20 protein-coding genes are annotated in these 14,355 nt (G+C 41.0%); 3 read left to right on the top strand and 17 right to left on the bottom strand.

Translation table 11 applies throughout. The features are described 5' to 3' along the window. Nucleotides 1-2: 2 nt before the first annotated feature. The 6 genes from AC3EBE_RS24850 to AC3EBE_RS24825 all read right to left on the bottom strand — a co-directional run bounded on the left by AC3EBE_RS24850 (nt 3) and on the right by AC3EBE_RS24825 (nt 2,507). Nucleotides 3-290, bottom strand: coding sequence for a hypothetical protein (locus AC3EBE_RS24850; protein ID WP_488597710.1), 288 nt, complete (start codon nt 288-290; stop codon nt 3-5). Nucleotides 291-405: 115 nt separating this feature from the next. Then, nucleotides 406-699 (bottom strand): rhodanese-like domain-containing protein, encoded by a 294-nt coding sequence (locus AC3EBE_RS24845; RefSeq protein ID WP_488597709.1) that lies wholly within the window; start codon nt 697-699, stop codon nt 406-408. Nucleotides 700-719: 20 nt separating this feature from the next. Beyond that, the gene (locus AC3EBE_RS24840) at nt 720-1,085 is read right to left on the bottom strand and encodes a rhodanese-like domain-containing protein (RefSeq protein ID WP_488597708.1); all 366 of its coding nucleotides are present in this window, start codon (nt 1,083-1,085) and stop codon (nt 720-722) included. Nucleotides 1,086-1,196: 111 nt separating this feature from the next. Continuing rightward, a complete protein-coding gene (locus AC3EBE_RS24835) occupies nt 1,197-1,460 on the bottom strand; it encodes a metal-sensitive transcriptional regulator (protein ID WP_488597707.1) in 264 nt (87 codons plus the stop codon). A gap of 11 nt (nt 1,461-1,471) precedes the next feature. Then, entirely contained in the window at nt 1,472-1,798 is a 327-nt protein-coding gene (locus tag AC3EBE_RS24830) for a rhodanese-like domain-containing protein (RefSeq protein WP_488597706.1), read from the bottom strand. A 430-nt stretch (nt 1,799-2,228) separates the two neighbouring features. Next, nucleotides 2,229-2,507, bottom strand: a complete 279-nt coding sequence (locus AC3EBE_RS24825; RefSeq protein ID WP_488597705.1) for a hypothetical protein — start codon at nt 2,505-2,507, stop codon at nt 2,229-2,231. Nucleotides 2,508-2,683: 176 nt separating this feature from the next. Between AC3EBE_RS24825 and AC3EBE_RS24820 the strand changes: the two genes are divergently transcribed. Continuing rightward, nucleotides 2,684-2,923, top strand: a complete 240-nt coding sequence (locus tag AC3EBE_RS24820) for a DNA alkylation repair protein (RefSeq protein WP_488597704.1) — start codon at nt 2,684-2,686, stop codon at nt 2,921-2,923. Between the two features lie 56 nt (nt 2,924-2,979). On the opposite strand, the gene AC3EBE_RS24815 is transcribed toward AC3EBE_RS24820, so the two are convergent. The 8 genes from AC3EBE_RS24815 to deoD all read right to left on the bottom strand — a co-directional run bounded on the left by AC3EBE_RS24815 (nt 2,980) and on the right by deoD (nt 11,534). After that, a complete protein-coding gene (locus AC3EBE_RS24815) occupies nt 2,980-3,816 on the bottom strand; it encodes a hypothetical protein (RefSeq protein ID WP_488597703.1) in 837 nt (278 codons plus the stop codon). A gap of 150 nt (nt 3,817-3,966) precedes the next feature. Continuing rightward, nucleotides 3,967-4,146 (bottom strand): DUF2188 domain-containing protein, encoded by a 180-nt coding sequence (locus tag AC3EBE_RS24810; protein ID WP_488597702.1) that lies wholly within the window; start codon nt 4,144-4,146, stop codon nt 3,967-3,969. Nucleotides 4,147-4,209: 63 nt separating this feature from the next. Continuing rightward, the gene (locus AC3EBE_RS24805; protein ID WP_488597701.1) at nt 4,210-5,124 is read right to left on the bottom strand and encodes a CobW family GTP-binding protein; all 915 of its coding nucleotides are present in this window, start codon (nt 5,122-5,124) and stop codon (nt 4,210-4,212) included. A gap of 66 nt (nt 5,125-5,190) precedes the next feature. Further along, nucleotides 5,191-6,678 (bottom strand): lmo1851 family serine protease, encoded by a 1,488-nt coding sequence (locus tag AC3EBE_RS24800; RefSeq protein ID WP_488597732.1) that lies wholly within the window; start codon nt 6,676-6,678, stop codon nt 5,191-5,193. 151 nt (nt 6,679-6,829) lie between these two features. Next, on the bottom strand, nt 6,830-7,036 hold the full coding sequence (gene copZ / locus AC3EBE_RS24795) for a copper chaperone CopZ (RefSeq protein WP_488597700.1): 207 nt from the start codon (nt 7,034-7,036) through the stop codon (nt 6,830-6,832). A 26-nt stretch (nt 7,037-7,062) separates the two neighbouring features. Further along, complete coding sequence (locus AC3EBE_RS24790) at nt 7,063-9,459, bottom strand: heavy metal translocating P-type ATPase (RefSeq protein ID WP_488597699.1); 2,397 nt, start codon at nt 9,457-9,459, stop codon at nt 7,063-7,065. A 281-nt stretch (nt 9,460-9,740) separates the two neighbouring features. Then, nucleotides 9,741-10,601: a M15 family metallopeptidase gene (locus tag AC3EBE_RS24785; RefSeq protein ID WP_488597698.1), complete on the bottom strand. Its 861-nt coding sequence runs from the start codon at nt 10,599-10,601 to the stop codon at nt 9,741-9,743. A gap of 228 nt (nt 10,602-10,829) precedes the next feature. Then, nucleotides 10,830-11,534 carry a purine-nucleoside phosphorylase gene (gene deoD / locus AC3EBE_RS24780; protein WP_488597697.1) on the bottom strand — a complete coding sequence of 235 codons (705 nt, stop codon included), beginning with the start codon at nt 11,532-11,534 and terminating at the stop codon, nt 10,830-10,832. A 184-nt stretch (nt 11,535-11,718) separates the two neighbouring features. Here deoD and AC3EBE_RS24775 point away from each other — a divergent pair, with 184 nt between their 5' ends. Continuing rightward, nucleotides 11,719-11,850, top strand: coding sequence for a hypothetical protein (locus tag AC3EBE_RS24775; RefSeq protein ID WP_488597696.1), 132 nt, complete (start codon nt 11,719-11,721; stop codon nt 11,848-11,850). 74 nt (nt 11,851-11,924) lie between these two features. Here the strand turns inward: AC3EBE_RS24775 and AC3EBE_RS24770 are convergent, their stop codons facing one another. Next, a complete protein-coding gene (locus AC3EBE_RS24770) occupies nt 11,925-12,695 on the bottom strand; it encodes a sporulation protein (protein ID WP_488597695.1) in 771 nt (256 codons plus the stop codon). A 177-nt stretch (nt 12,696-12,872) separates the two neighbouring features. Continuing rightward, nucleotides 12,873-13,046, bottom strand: a complete 174-nt coding sequence (locus AC3EBE_RS24765; RefSeq protein WP_488597694.1) for a YozD family protein — start codon at nt 13,044-13,046, stop codon at nt 12,873-12,875. Between the two features lie 139 nt (nt 13,047-13,185). On the opposite strand from AC3EBE_RS24765, the gene AC3EBE_RS24760 reads away from it, so the two are divergent. Beyond that, nucleotides 13,186-13,356 (top strand): hypothetical protein, encoded by a 171-nt coding sequence (locus AC3EBE_RS24760; RefSeq protein ID WP_488597693.1) that lies wholly within the window; start codon nt 13,186-13,188, stop codon nt 13,354-13,356. Here the strand turns inward: AC3EBE_RS24760 and AC3EBE_RS24755 are convergent. After that, complete coding sequence (locus AC3EBE_RS24755) at nt 13,353-14,051, bottom strand: hypothetical protein (RefSeq protein WP_488597692.1); 699 nt, start codon at nt 14,049-14,051, stop codon at nt 13,353-13,355. The two genes, AC3EBE_RS24760 and AC3EBE_RS24755, sit on opposite strands and share 4 nt — an antisense overlap. Between the last annotated feature and the right edge of the window lie 304 nt (nt 14,052-14,355).

The following is a 14,355-nucleotide window of genomic DNA, read 5'->3' as shown; positions in this document are numbered from 1 at the left end:
TATCAAGTATTGACAAGAGAGTGTTTTTTCACTGCAATTTCTTTTAATTCCGCGGTCAGGACTTCTAATTCCCACGGGCTATCCGATTCGAGGATCAACAGGGGACCATCCATAATGACCTTAAAAAAAGAGTCGTGCAAACCGCCCGAAAACTGAATCGCATTTTGATGAAGCCCTGTTTCACAATCCCGTTCCTCTATCCAGCACCCTTTTAATAACACATCTAAAATACTGTCGAAATCTGCATCTTTTTGAAGAAGTTCTAACTCTACATGGCTTAATGCTGACATTAGAATGCCTCCTTTTACAAAATGCCTAAATTTTCTTTCTTTTATTTATTTTACAATGGATAATATAAAAGTACAAATAGAAATAGAGACAGCAGTAAATGCTGTCTCTAGGTTATTATTCGGTTGGTCCCTGCCAGGACATCATGCCGCCCTGCATGTTGATCACATTGTAGCCTTGATACTCAAGGAACTGCGTGGCTCTAGAGCTTCTACCGCCTGAGCGGCATACCATTACATAGGTCTTATTTTTGTCCAGCTCATTCATTCTGAACTCAAGAAGGCCAAGCGGGATATGAATTGCTCCTGGAATTTTCCCTTCAGCCACTTCGCTCACTTCACGAACATCGATTACTTCAAATTCATTTTTACCAAGTCCATTCTGTACTTCTGCAGGTGTCATTTGTTTCATTATAATTTCCTCCTTCATCATTACCAGGCGCTCATTCCGCCCTTAACGTTTGTAATATTATTGAATCCTGCTTTTTTCAGCAGCTTGGCTGCCTGGCTGCTGCGCATGCCACTCTGGCAAATCACAACAACTTCTTTATCCTTTGTTAATTCTCCAGTTTTGCTGGCTAATTGCTGCAAAGGAATATTTTTAAAACCTTTAATATAATTACCTTTGTACTCACCAGGAGTTCGCACATCTATGAATTGAGTTCCAGACTGCTTTGTTTTCATTTTTTCGCGAAGCTCAGCGGTCGTGATATTACTTACTCCTTTTGTTGGAGCTAGCCTTGTCCATAAGAAGGCTACAGCCAGCACTACAATCAATACATTAATAACTATATCCATTCATTCACACCTCTTTTTCATTTATAAAATTGCCGTACTAAGCGGAACAATTATACCCATAAGGGTATTCTAAGTGACAAAAAACAACTTGTCAAGATTTGCAGCGGTATATTATTTCCTGCTCTTGACAAGTAATTCTACTGCCTCATTTACTGCCTGGGAAGTTTCCCTGCCATCCTGTAAATCATTGATAAGGCATTGTTCAAGGTTTTTGCTGACAATTAAGGCTATTGCCCGATCGACTGCTGAACGGATAGCAGAGAGCTGGGTTACGACTGACTTACACTCATCCTGCTCTTCAATCAGGCGAATGCTTCCTCTAACCTGTCCCTCAATTCTTTTCAATCGGTTAATTACCTCTTTATTGTACTCCATTTTCGGCCCTCCTATTGTGCTGGTCCTGTAATTGTATATCCTTTTACATTGAATCCGTATTTTTTTAGGAGTCTTGCACCAAAATTTTTTTCTACTTCACTGGAGGCAATGATGACAATCTGTTCATCAGGAATTTCAGCAATGTATCTTTTCAAATAACCGCATGGTATATTAATGGCTCCATTTACAGGATTATTCGAGGATTCCTGATAATCTCTGAGATCTACTAATACGGCATCATTCACCGTATCATTTATTGCTGGCACATCCCTTACAGGTACATACCGCTGAAAAAACAAGGTGACAAAAAAGAGAACGATGATTAAACCAGTTAGCAATTATTTTTCCACCTCTTGTTTGAACTTGTTCATTAATGAACTAGATAACTTACATTAACAATGATATACCATTAGGGGTATAAATGCAAGTGTATTAAACTCTTTTTTTTACTTCCTTTTTATTTTTTATTATGGCTCTGTTACTGCCGAATGTTGATTTTTAATCCCTGTTGCTCTTCGTTCCAGGCGCGCAGACTCCTTCGGGATTTAGCGGGCAGATGAGACCCCGCAGAAGCGGAGCGACGAGGAGGCTCAGCGCACGCCCCGAGGAAAGCGAAGCGCCTGGAACGAAAATCGACAGCCTTGTTTAACAGAGATTTTTATTATAGATAAAAAGCATTGCCTAACAATTATATTTGAACTTCTACGGTTCTTATCATTTTGGTGCTTAGGACTGTTCTTTTTGTAATCCAAGGTGCAAATACATCACTTAAAAATCCTGCTGACTATCCTTTATCTTTTCGGTCATGTCATTATGCATTTTTATCAACAGTACCTTGCTCTCGTTAGAAATGGATGATTCAATAATTCTTTTACTTGCCAGAAAATATTTTTCTAAAACTGTTCTTCTTGCTCTGGGATGCGTATTTTCGTCTTTCAATTCCCTCGCAATCGCCTCTGCGAGTGTTCCTTCAGGATTTTCTTCAGACTCCAGCCTGCGGTTATTCCATATTTCTCGATATTCCTTCAATAAGTTTCCATAATCCATGCTTTCCACCTTCACCTCATGATAATTTTTACCCCATAGTAATATTTACATATTTACTAATCACATTGCAAAACATAAACAGTAAATTCACGGCAGTCGCTAATCTCTTCTGCCGATTCCGCGCCGGACACAAGCATCTAGCGGGGATTTAGATTATCAATAAAGGAGGATATTACTTGAGTACACCATATCGATGCCCGAATTGCAAAACAAATCGCACCAGATTCAATATTATTTCCCAAGTCCCCCAGGCGGTAAAACTAAATCCGCAAACTGGTGAAGTCGTTGAGCAATATACAAGTGAGCAGCTGGAACCCTTCCATTTACCCTATCGGGGGCCGGAGCAGAAAATACAGTGTGCTGCATGCGGATTGGTTGAAGATGAAAAAACCTTTGCGAAATTCGGTGAGCATTAATCCGCAAATTGAAAATCATGAAAAAAAGCTTGAGATTCCTCAAGCTTTTTTTTCATTCATTCCTCTATCCTTATACTATTTTCTCGAAGAAACTGCACGGAATCCACTCTCCATTGCTCATTCGGCATGAATCTCACGAGTTTTATATTACCGGAGAAACGCCGGCCTCCTGCCCCTTTGATTAGCATGTTAACTTCAACAGGTACAGTCAGGATCAGCTCATCGGTAATATCCTCTGGCGGCAATATTTCCATTCTAGAGATACTGATGTTATCCACCTTGTAGAGAAGACTGTCCCAATTTATCTCCTGGAGGGAGATATACGAAAGAATTTTTGGGTCCTGCTGTTTTATTCCTGCGATATATGCGTTTACAAGATCGTATGGGTCTGTACCTTCAAGATAAGCTTCCAGGCGGCCCGCCGCTTTTAAGATCATGAGTTTATGTGACAAGTCCATGAAATTCGTCCTGTGGGTTGTACTTCCATAAAAATGGATGCAGAAATGCCCGGGAAAATTATTTTTTAACGCTCCAGCTCCATGCGGCATTCCGTGCATTGACGCTGCAATTTTCTGCTTGTCAGAAACGACAATTATGGCGCGCCGTTTCCAGCTCCAAGAACCATTATAGATACTTTTCATAATTTTGGTGTCCTCTGGAGTCAAAGGCTGAACGTCCGCATGGTTGCTGCCAGCCCTTCTCTGGACCTTGAATTTCATTCCAGTTTCCAAATCCACTACAGTAAATTTGCTGTATTTAGGCAGAGCTTCATTTACTTCTTCCCATTGCATCATTTTTACCGTTGTATTAGGAGCCTGTTTTTTTGCATACGTATCCACACTGGTTGAAAAAACGATTATGCATATTATAAAAATCGTCCTGATATTTATCATTTAACTCAACTCTTTTTTATGGTCTATTCGAAGTTCGGTTAGTGATTCAAACTTTGTCCTCGAAAAGTGTACATGAAAGTTTTTGCTTTTTAGCGTCATGCTATGCAGTATGAAAACAAAAAAATGCCCAGCTTATAGCTGGGCACTGTTCTAGTCATTGTTGTGGTTCGCAACATATTCCTTTGCTTTGTCAATTGCAATAGGAATTGCTTTACCATCATCATAGTGTTCTTCTGTTACAAGTGCGTTCGCGATTTCAATCGCTTTGTCACGCACTGCAGGATCCAGATTTTTCATTGAAACAGGATAATCATTTTTTGTCCATGGCATATGACTCATTCCTTTCCATGAATGATACTGATTTATACCCTGCTGCTGGATTTTAAAACTGCTTTAACCTTCTAAATGGAGCAGTTGCTCGCTGATTTGTTCCCAATCAGTTACCTGCCCGATAAAGACAAGATTCAGCGGCATCTTCATGTACTCCTTCATATAAAGCGGCATTCCATAAGAATATTGGAATAGGTCCGGATATTCTGAACTGCTGAACTGGACATACCCTTTAATCCGGTATATAGAATCAGGAAGTGACCGTAAGAAATCCTCAAACAATTCCTGTCCAACCGGACCTTTGAATTGATGGACATAGGTGCTTAGCCTTAAATCTGTTTTAACATGTGTTTCTAACTTGTTCAGCTTTTTTGAAGAAGACATATCCTTCAGCAAATTCATTGGCATTTTTGAATAGGAGCTTAGAAGGCACTTCGCAGCGGGATTTAGACCCTGGATATCGATGCTCACTTTTGCCTGTTCAGCATCACTAAGCATATCTGATTTATTCACGAGGACGATATCAGCATGCTTGACCTGTTCCAGCAGCAGCTGCTGAATTTGTGGATTGAAGGATGTCCTGTTTAACCACATCGTCCCATCTACTGTTGTGATGATTCCCTTAACGGAAAGCTTGTCAGCAAATAGAGGGGAAAGCACGGCATCCAGCACTTCCACGGGGTGTGCAGCCCCTGTCGTTTCAATATAGATCGCGTCGAGATCGTGCTCAAATAGTAGGCCTTGCAGCTGGGATTCGAGTTTGTCCTGAATGGTGCAGCAAATACAACCTCCCAATAGCTCCTTTAAAGGTACATCCGTTTCAACAGCATCAGAATCTATTGATATACTGCCGAGCTCATTCATCAATACAGCTATCATTCGCCCATTTGCTTTTTCATATTGTAAAATTTGCTTTAATAATGTAGTCTTGCCAGTTCCAAGAAAGCCTGACAATATGTATATCTCTGTTTTTTTCATATTGAAACTCCCCGTTATATTTAATGGATGTAATGGAAAATCTCCAGCTGCCGCTGGAGATTTTTTTTATTTATTCATTGCCTGCTTCAAAACTTCAACTGCTTTTTTGATCTGCGGATCATCGTTCTTAATTTTTTCTCGCAGCGCATTCATCAATTCGATTGTCGCAGTTCCCTTTAGGGTTCCTGTCTCTTCAAGCTTCAATGATTTTTGGAATTGGATTACTGCTGCCTTGGTCTTTTCATCATAAAAACCATCTTCCCGTCCAGGATCAAAGCCTAATGCTTTTAGCATTTTTTGGGCAGCTTTCACCTGTTCTGAAGCCGTCGACAATTTCAGCTCGGTATTAGGGTCGATGAATGGCAGAGATGCATAATCAGGTAAAGAAACTTTATAATCAGGTTCAATCCCCTTTTTATGAATCCAGTTGCCTTCTGGGGTAAGCCATTTTTCTGTGGTGAACTTCATGTTTGAACCATCAGAAAAATCCTCTGCTCTTTGGACAGTTCCCTTGCCAAATGATTTTTCTCCTACCAGCGGTACATCAGCTGATTCACTGACAGCTCCTGCCAGGATTTCAGATGCGCTGGCACTTCCCTTATCTATTACCACAACTAAAGGAAGGCTGTTATTGTTTTTATTCTCAGAAGCATATTCTTCTACATTGCCTTTACGATCTTCCACTTTGAAGAGGATTTCCCCTTCTGGAACGAACAGGCTGGAAATTTTGATTGCCTGGTCAAGCAACCCGCCCGGATTCTGCCTTAAGTCGAGAACCAGGCCTTTCATGCCTTGTTTTTGGAGGTCGTTCAGAACGTCCACCAATTCGGTTGCTGTGTTTTGGGAAAAGTTCGTAATTTGAACTTTTGCGATTCCATCTTCCAGCATTTCACCATAAACCGTTTCAATTGGGATTGTATCACGAGTGATGGTTACATCAACAGGCTGTTCAGCTCCCTGACGGAGGATTGACAGCTTGACATCTGTTCCTTTTTCACCGCGTATCAATGCTACAGCCTCTGTAGAGCTCATGCCCTGAAGGCTCTTGCCGTCGACTGAAAGTATTTTATCCTCTGGCTTCAAGCCAGCCTTTTCAGCAGGAGAGCCCTTCAATGGCGAAACAACAACAATATTCCCTTCTCTTTCTTGAATTTCAGCACCTATTCCTTCAAAAGATGAAGAAAGGCTTTGATGAAAATTCTTGGCATCGTCCTGGCTCATATAATCGGAATATGGATCATCAAGAGATTCCATCATCCCATCAATTGCGCCGTTTATCAGCTTTTCCTGGTCTACATCCTGGTAATATTCATTTTTTAAAGTATCATATGCATCATACAGCTTTGCGAATTCTTCTCTTTCCCTGATTACCTGCACTGCCGGCTTGTCCTCACCGAAAGCCAGTGCAAAGGTGGTAATGCCTGCTGTTAAAAAGACTAGAAAAAATAACAGCATCGCAAAATGGAACTTTTTTATCCGAAGAAAACTGCTCTTGGTCTCTGCCTCTGCTGGCTTTTCCGGACCTCTTATTTCTTCTTTGTTTTCTTCATTCATCTTTTCCTGATCCAACCGTTTTCACCACTTTCAAATCAAGCTTAAAATCCTTAATGATTAGGATAACATTTTTATCATGAAAATAACAGAAAAATAGGCATCGTCTATTATGCATAAAAAAACAGCGGTGAAACACACCGCTGTTAATTCCCTATTCTACGTCATATCCTTGGTCTTCTACCGCAGTTTTCATTTTGTTCACTTCAGCTTTTGCAGAATCATATTCAACTTCAGCTGTGCCTTCTGAAAGCGATACAATAACACTTGCTACACCTTCTACATTCATTAATGCAGTTTTTACTGCCTTTTCACAGTGGCCGCAAGTCATTCCTGAAACCTTTAAAGTTGTTTTTTCCATTTTTCATCTTCCTCTCTCTTTGTAATTTATAACTTAATCCGCTTCAAACGAAGGGAATTAGTCACTACAGATACTGAACTGAACGCCATTGCTGCTCCTGCAAGCCAGGGGGCCAAGAGTCCGAGAGCTGCAACTGGTATGCCAGCGGAGTTATATGCCAGCGCCCAGAACAGGTTTTGGCGTATGTTTTGCATTGTTTTCTTGCTTAAACTGATCGCCTTTGGTATCAGGGTCAATTCTCCCCCTAGGATCGTTACATCTGCCGCCTCAATGGCAACATCTGTGCCTGTTCCGATTGCGATTCCGATATCAGCCAGGGCAAGTGCTGGAGCATCGTTTATTCCATCGCCTACCATTGCTACCTTCTTGCCTTTTAATTGGAGCTCTTTAACATGGTTTGCTTTTTCTTCGGGAAGAACTTCTGCAATCACATTCTCCACCCCGACTTGAGAGGCAATTGCTTTTGCAGTTCGTGCATTATCACCAGTAAGCATATAAACTTCAATGCCGAGAGCCTTTAACTCCTCAATGGCAGCTTTAGCAGTCTCTTTAACTGTATCTGCTACTGCGACAATGCCATTTATTTCATTTTCAATGGCAATCATCATCGCTGTTTTACCCTGAGACTCCAGCTGTTCAAGTCTCTGGTCATACCGTGAAAACTCAATGCCCTCTTTGGTCATCAGCTTTCTAGTCCCTACAACTACCCTTTCGCCATTTAACATAGCAGCTATACCATGGCCCGGTATCGCCGAAAACTTTTCAATCGGCAAAATTTCGATTTTTCTATTCTCGCCATATTCAACAATCGCTTCTGCCAGTGGATGCTCAGACGCTTTTTCTGCCGAAACAAGATATTGCAAGACTTTTGTTTCGTTACCAAAAATTTCAAGATCTGTAACACTTGGCTTCCCTTTAGTAATTGTACCCGTTTTATCAAGAACAATAGCATCAATTTTGTGGGTTGTTTCCAAATGCTCTCCGCCTTTAAAGAGGATGCCATTTTCCGCCCCTTTTCCGGTTCCAACCATAATAGAAGTAGGCGTTGCAAGCCCCAGTGCACACGGGCAGGCAATAACAAGCACAGCAATGGCTGTCTCAAGCGCAGATGCAAAATCTCCGGGAGTAACAGCGAAATACCAGATGAAGAAGGTCACTGCTGCAATCGCTACGACAATGGGAACGAAAACACCTGAGATTTTATCCGCCACACGCTGAATCGGGGCCTTGCTTCCTTGAGCGTCTTCAACAACCTTGATGATCCCCGCAAGGGCTGTATCCTTGCCAACCTTTGTTGCCGCCATGGTCAGCTGGCCATTTTTATTGATGGTAGCTCCGATGAGTGGATCTCCGGCCGTCTTTTCAACCGGAATCGATTCTCCAGTAATCATCGCTTCATCTACAGCAGATTGTCCTGAGATGACTTTGCCGTCTACCGGTATTTTTTCTCCAGGCTTTACAATAATGGTGTCATCGACTTTCACTTCTTCAATGGGTACCTTGACTTCCTGGCCATCACGGATAACAGTCGCTTCTTTCGCCTGAAGGCTTAATAATTTCGATATAGCTTCTGTAGTACGCCCTTTGGCGAGAGCTTCAAACAATTTCCCGACGAGAATTAATGTAATCAGTACAGCGCTTGTTTCGAAATAAAGATGTGGATGGTAATGGGCGCTGCCGATTGTCTTAATCGCCTCAGCCAGACTGTAAAAGTATGCCGCTGAGGTACCGAGGGCGACAAGAACATCCATATTGGCACTCTTATTCTTGAGTGATTTATATGCGCCGATATAGAACTGGGCGCCGATATAAAATTGGACGGGTGTAGCAAGCAGCAGCTGGAACCATGGATTCATCAAAAGCTCGGGCATTGGCAGGCCTGTTTCAAACGGTGCGTGACCAACCATTGTATATAGTAGCGGAAGGGATAGCAGGACCGAAATAATTAACTTTCTTTTTTTAGCGTTGATTTCCTCTTCCTTTTGCTGTGCCTTGGCTTCACGCTGCGCCTTTTCCTTCGCGTCATAACCGAGGTTCTGGATTTTGGCAATGATTTTATCAATAGACAGAACAGCACTATTAAATTCTACAGTGGCAGATTCGGTTGCAAGGTTTACATTGGCTGCTGAAATCCCGTCCATCTTGTTCAGGACCTTTTCAATTCTTGTTGAGCAGGCAGCACAGGTCATGCCAAATACATCAAGATCCGCTTTATCGATTCTGACGCCATAGCCCAGGTCATTAATTTTATTAAAAATATCGTCTGGTTTCAGCTTATCTGGATCATATGTGACAGAAGCATTTTCCATAGCCAGATTTACTGTAGCTTCCACCCCATCCATTTTATTTAGGATTTTTTCAATTCTGGTGGAGCAAGAAGCACATGTCATACCGGTAATATCGACCGTCATTTGTTCCTTCATGTACACACCCCGCTTTATTTGTAGCTGTTTGATAATTAGTTTCAATGGCTATTATGTGTTACCTTCAGTATTACTATACCCCTGTATAGTATATTTATCAATCGAAGAATACTGATTTCCTTGCTATTTTACACTTTTTTGTGAACAAAACAGTTAGGAATGACACATTTTTAACTGCTGGGTTAGATAAAGAGCCTTTAATTATTTTTTACATTCAGGTGTTTTCCAAAACTTCTTAATCGAAAAATAGAGCCTGCCAATCAGGCCAGGCTCTGTGAGTATTATATTTTCTTTACGTTATTGAAGTATTCTTCCAGGGTCCATTTATTCTTATAAATATCCTCAGCTGCCTCAATGCCGACATATCGATAGTGCCAGGGCTCGTACATATATCCAGTGACGCTTTCCTTGCCTTTTGGGTATCTTTGGATAAAACCAAATTTGTGTGCATTATGGGCAAGCCAAACGCCTTCCTTAGTCGATCCAAATCTTTCATCAAGATTGAAATTATTGTTTTTGCTGGATATGTCCATTGTCAGTCCGGTCTGATGCTCACTATATCCAGGTACAGCAACAGCTTCCTGTGCCTTTTCTTCACCGACTCTTTCAACTTCAGCATTAAAAAGCACATCCTGGCGCCCATAGGAACGATATCCGGAAACAGCGGCTAGGTCGATTCCTTCATTTCTGGCTGCCACAAACATTTTTTCAAGTGCGTCGGCAGCTTCCTTTCTCATCAGGCTTTTTTCAAGCTTTTCCTCTCCGAATGAAAACTGGACATTAGGCCTTACTAAATCACCAGGAATATAGTTAGAAGGAAGCCCGAATATTTTATTCACAAGAGATAGAGTATTTTGCGGATTTTGGATTACATTCCTGCCATCTGCCTGCTGAACCACATTGAAATATGCTGCTTCCAGGGTTAATTCGTCTTCTTCAGGCTTGTCCGCTGCATTGTCATCTGAATCCGTATTATTTTCTTGCTGTTCCACTTGTTCATCCTGATTTATCTTTTCAGCCGGCGGCTGATCACGATCTGCAAATTTTTCTCCAATGTACGGGATTTTTTCAAGATAGTTTTCGACTGGGGCACATCCAGCCAATAACAAAGGAATACTGCAAATTAAGATTATTTTTTTCATGTTTTCCACCAATCTTCTCTTTCTTGGACAATACCACTATTCTAACATTTTTCAAATTAGTTTCGTATGGCCTTTTTTCCCATTAAGAATACTTTCAATCATATCCTGATCGTTCTGATGCTAAACTTCCACTACGACTCACTATAACTTACACATATTAATTTCAACGAGAAACGTTTACTCTCATTTAAAAAACCCCTTCCAATTTGGAAAGGGTTTCATGGAATCCTATTCTTTGATTACGGCTTCAAGAGCTACTTCAATCATTTCATTGAAAGTTGTCTGGCGTTCTTCTGCACTTGTTTCTTCCCCAGTGAGAATATGATCGCTCACCGTTAGGATCGAAAGTGCTTTGCGGTCATACTTGGCTGCTAAAGTATAGAGGGCAGTTGTTTCCATCTCTACAGCCAGAATTTGGTATTTGGCCCATTTTTCTAGTTCAGCATTGTCATTGTAGAACTGGTCTGCCGTAAATACATTTCCTACTTTAAGGTTTAAGCCCTTTTCAAGGCCTGCATTGTAGGCTTTGTACAAAAGATCGAAGTTGGCTGTAGGAGCGAAGTCGACTCCGCCAAAAGTCATACGGTTCATTTGTGAATCAGTTGAGGAGCTCATGGCAAGGATTACATCCCTGACTTTCACATCCTTCTGGATTGCCCCGCATGTACCAACACGTACCAGGTTCTGGACATTATAGCTATTCATCAATTCATTGATATAGATAGAAATTGAAGGTACTCCCATTCCTGTACCCTGTACAGAGATGCGTTTACCCTTATATGTACCTGTATAGCCAAACATATTTCTTACTTCATTATATAGCTGGGCATTATCAAGAAATGTTTCGGCAATATATTTAGCTCGTAAAGGATCGCCTGGCAGCAATACCGTTTCTGCGATTTCATTTTCTTTTGCACCAATATGTACACTCATTCTAATATCCTCCATCCTATTGGGTACTACCTAAAAACTATACCATAATATAGCTACTCAGGAAAATCTTCAGATTCATGACATTTTATTGTCGGGGGAAAACTAGAGATAGCTTTACCAAAGGTTTACAAAAAAATTCTTTCAGGATTTGAGCATCCAATACATCAATAAAGGAGAATGGACTTTGGGAAAAAAACACCGCAACCGAATCAATTCACCGAAGAAAAACAATCATATACCTCCAGAGGCTATCGTTGCTGAACAAGAAGCGCATGGAAAAGAGTATTCTGCAACAGGCAGGAAAAGCAAGGCGTAAAAGAAGAAATCCAAAAAAAGACGATGAAGCAGGTTTTGGCTTCATCGTCGTCATTTTTTATTTGAGATTAACCTCTAGCAATAACGCTCAACTGCTGATTGTATTTTTTGCTTCAGGGAAGGAAGGTCTGTGGCATGTATATTCATGCGGACATAGGTTTCATCCATACCCATCGCTTCTGATAAGAAGCCCCCCAGCCCTCTTGCACGGCGGTCAACTTGCATAAGGACTTCAATTTCATTTTCATTGTTAGGGTGAAATACAAGTTCCAGTTCATCAAGTCTTCCACGGAACGGGCCTGAAACTGGAACAAATTCAAATTCCTGCACGAATGGCAAATTCCTGCGAAGATGTCTTGGCGCCTGTTCGCATTCTGCTTCCCTGAGACGGAAACCAAGGTCAGAAACAGCATTGAGGGTACCTTCCATTAATGGATTAGGGAGAACGGTCAAATAATCCTTGTCTGAAGGATCGACCGCGTTCTTTATATCCAGCCCAGTCGATACCCATATTTTTGTCCTTCCCATTGATAGCGGCATCTCCAAAGGCAGCCTGAACGTGAAAGGAATTTCTTTCGTTTCATTTGCTTTGATCTGGAATGATTGCGTCAGCCTGAAACGGTCAATCTGAGCTGTCGCAGTGTATTTCTTATCATCTGATTCTTTAATATACGTTGTATGTAGGCTCAAGTATATATCATCTATTTGCTGCTCAATGCTGCCCCCGCGAACCTGGACTATTCCCCGCACTTCCTCGCCAGGTATAACTCTGTCCTTCTCTAGCCTTGTATCCACCTTTGCCGAGCCAATTCCAACACTTGCAAACACTTTATTGAAAAAAGACATTTTTGTATCCTCCCAGAAAAAATATAATCTTCCATAAATATATACGTTATATTTTCAAGTGAGTTTCACAGTTTTGAAATTATTTTTTGAGCCAGTTTTTGTGCCTATTGCGCCGTAACAGACGGGAAATAAATAAGGCGGATTCCTCCTGTCTCCGAATCCGCCTTAAACTATTGACTACTCCAAATCTTCTTCTTCATCAATGATGCATTTTTCTATCAGATATTCAAAAGTAATATCCGCCATTTCTTCAAGTTCTTCCTCTGTGGGAACGTATCCCCTTTTTACAAGTTCATGAAAGAAAAATTCAGCTATTTCTTCAGTATCAATAAAGACCTCAATCTCTTTCACAGATTCGCCCCCCTTTATTCAAATTTATGTTAAGCATGCCTGTATAATGCCAAGCACTGCCGGATTTTTTTGTTATAGGTTCTACCAATTTTGGACAAGCATAGAATGAAACAAATAATAATAAAGGAGATGGATCATTGTGGAGAGATTAGGCAGCCTGGCTGAAGTATTTGTTGAAGATGTGAACAAGGATGATAGTATTGTACTCGGCTTTTTCGCTTCGGTGTTAAATATCTTATTTAAGACCCTTCTTATGGCTGGTGTGCCATTCCTGCTTTATGTCGTGATCCAATTTAAAGGTTTGCTTTAAACATGGCTTTTGCCGTCATTGTTAACAAGAATCGAAAGCTTTCTGAGGATCACCCTCATTACATGGGCGTATTCTTCGTCATTGAACCATTTATATAAGATTCGGTAATCATTATAGATATCGAGGAGAGAATCAATGGTGTTCCTTTTTTGATGGATTTTCCGCAATTCTTCCTTCTCCCCAGATTTGGGCGGGGAAGCCTTTTTTTCAAGGTTCACCGATGGCTTAACTTCTTTATTGGCCGAAAACAGCAGCCCGAGCTTTTGTATGAAGGTATCTGCACTCTCTGAATCTGCCACGAGTGTCAATTCTTCTTCTCCAGCTTCAAGCCATTCCCCATCTTTTATTCTGGAGAGCTCATAAATGACATCCTCCCAGGCATCCTCTTTATATCGCCAGATTTCTGTCCTGAAGCCTACGACCTTAAATAAATCTCCCCCATACCCTTTGACCTGGACTAAATCACCGAAGAAAAATTTATATTCGATGTCGATTTGCTCCTTTTCAAGCAATTTACCATCATATTCAGAGAGCATCTGCAAACTTGTTTCCAAATACAGTCCCTCGCTCTTGTTAATCTCATATACATGAAGGCCATCCAGCCATTTTACATCTGTAACTTTCCCCACAGTCCCATAAATAGTGATCACGACTGTATCACCGATGTTAAACTTAGGTTTCTTCCGTTTTTCCATTTCCTCCATCCTCTCAACGATGAGTCGTGAATTGTGATTACAACAGTATATGCACTATTCTGAAAATCGCCACGCCCGGATGGAGGCTGCATTTAATGATTAGATTACTTTTTCATCATAATTTTAGCTGCATCTATTCACTTGGATTTTTTTTTGAATGGTCTTGGCGGCCTACTTATAACCATTCACTCGCTATTTTTCGTGACGAATTGTTTTGGGGATCCTCTCTATAACAATTCACCTGCTGTTTTTCCTTACGAATTGTCTTGGCGACCTTCTCTATAACAATTCACCTGCTGTTTTT

It is taken from the genome of Mesobacillus sp., assembly GCF_057785455.1.
Note: the sequence above shows the minus strand (reverse complement) of the source record. Positions and strands in the feature narration are given on the sequence as shown.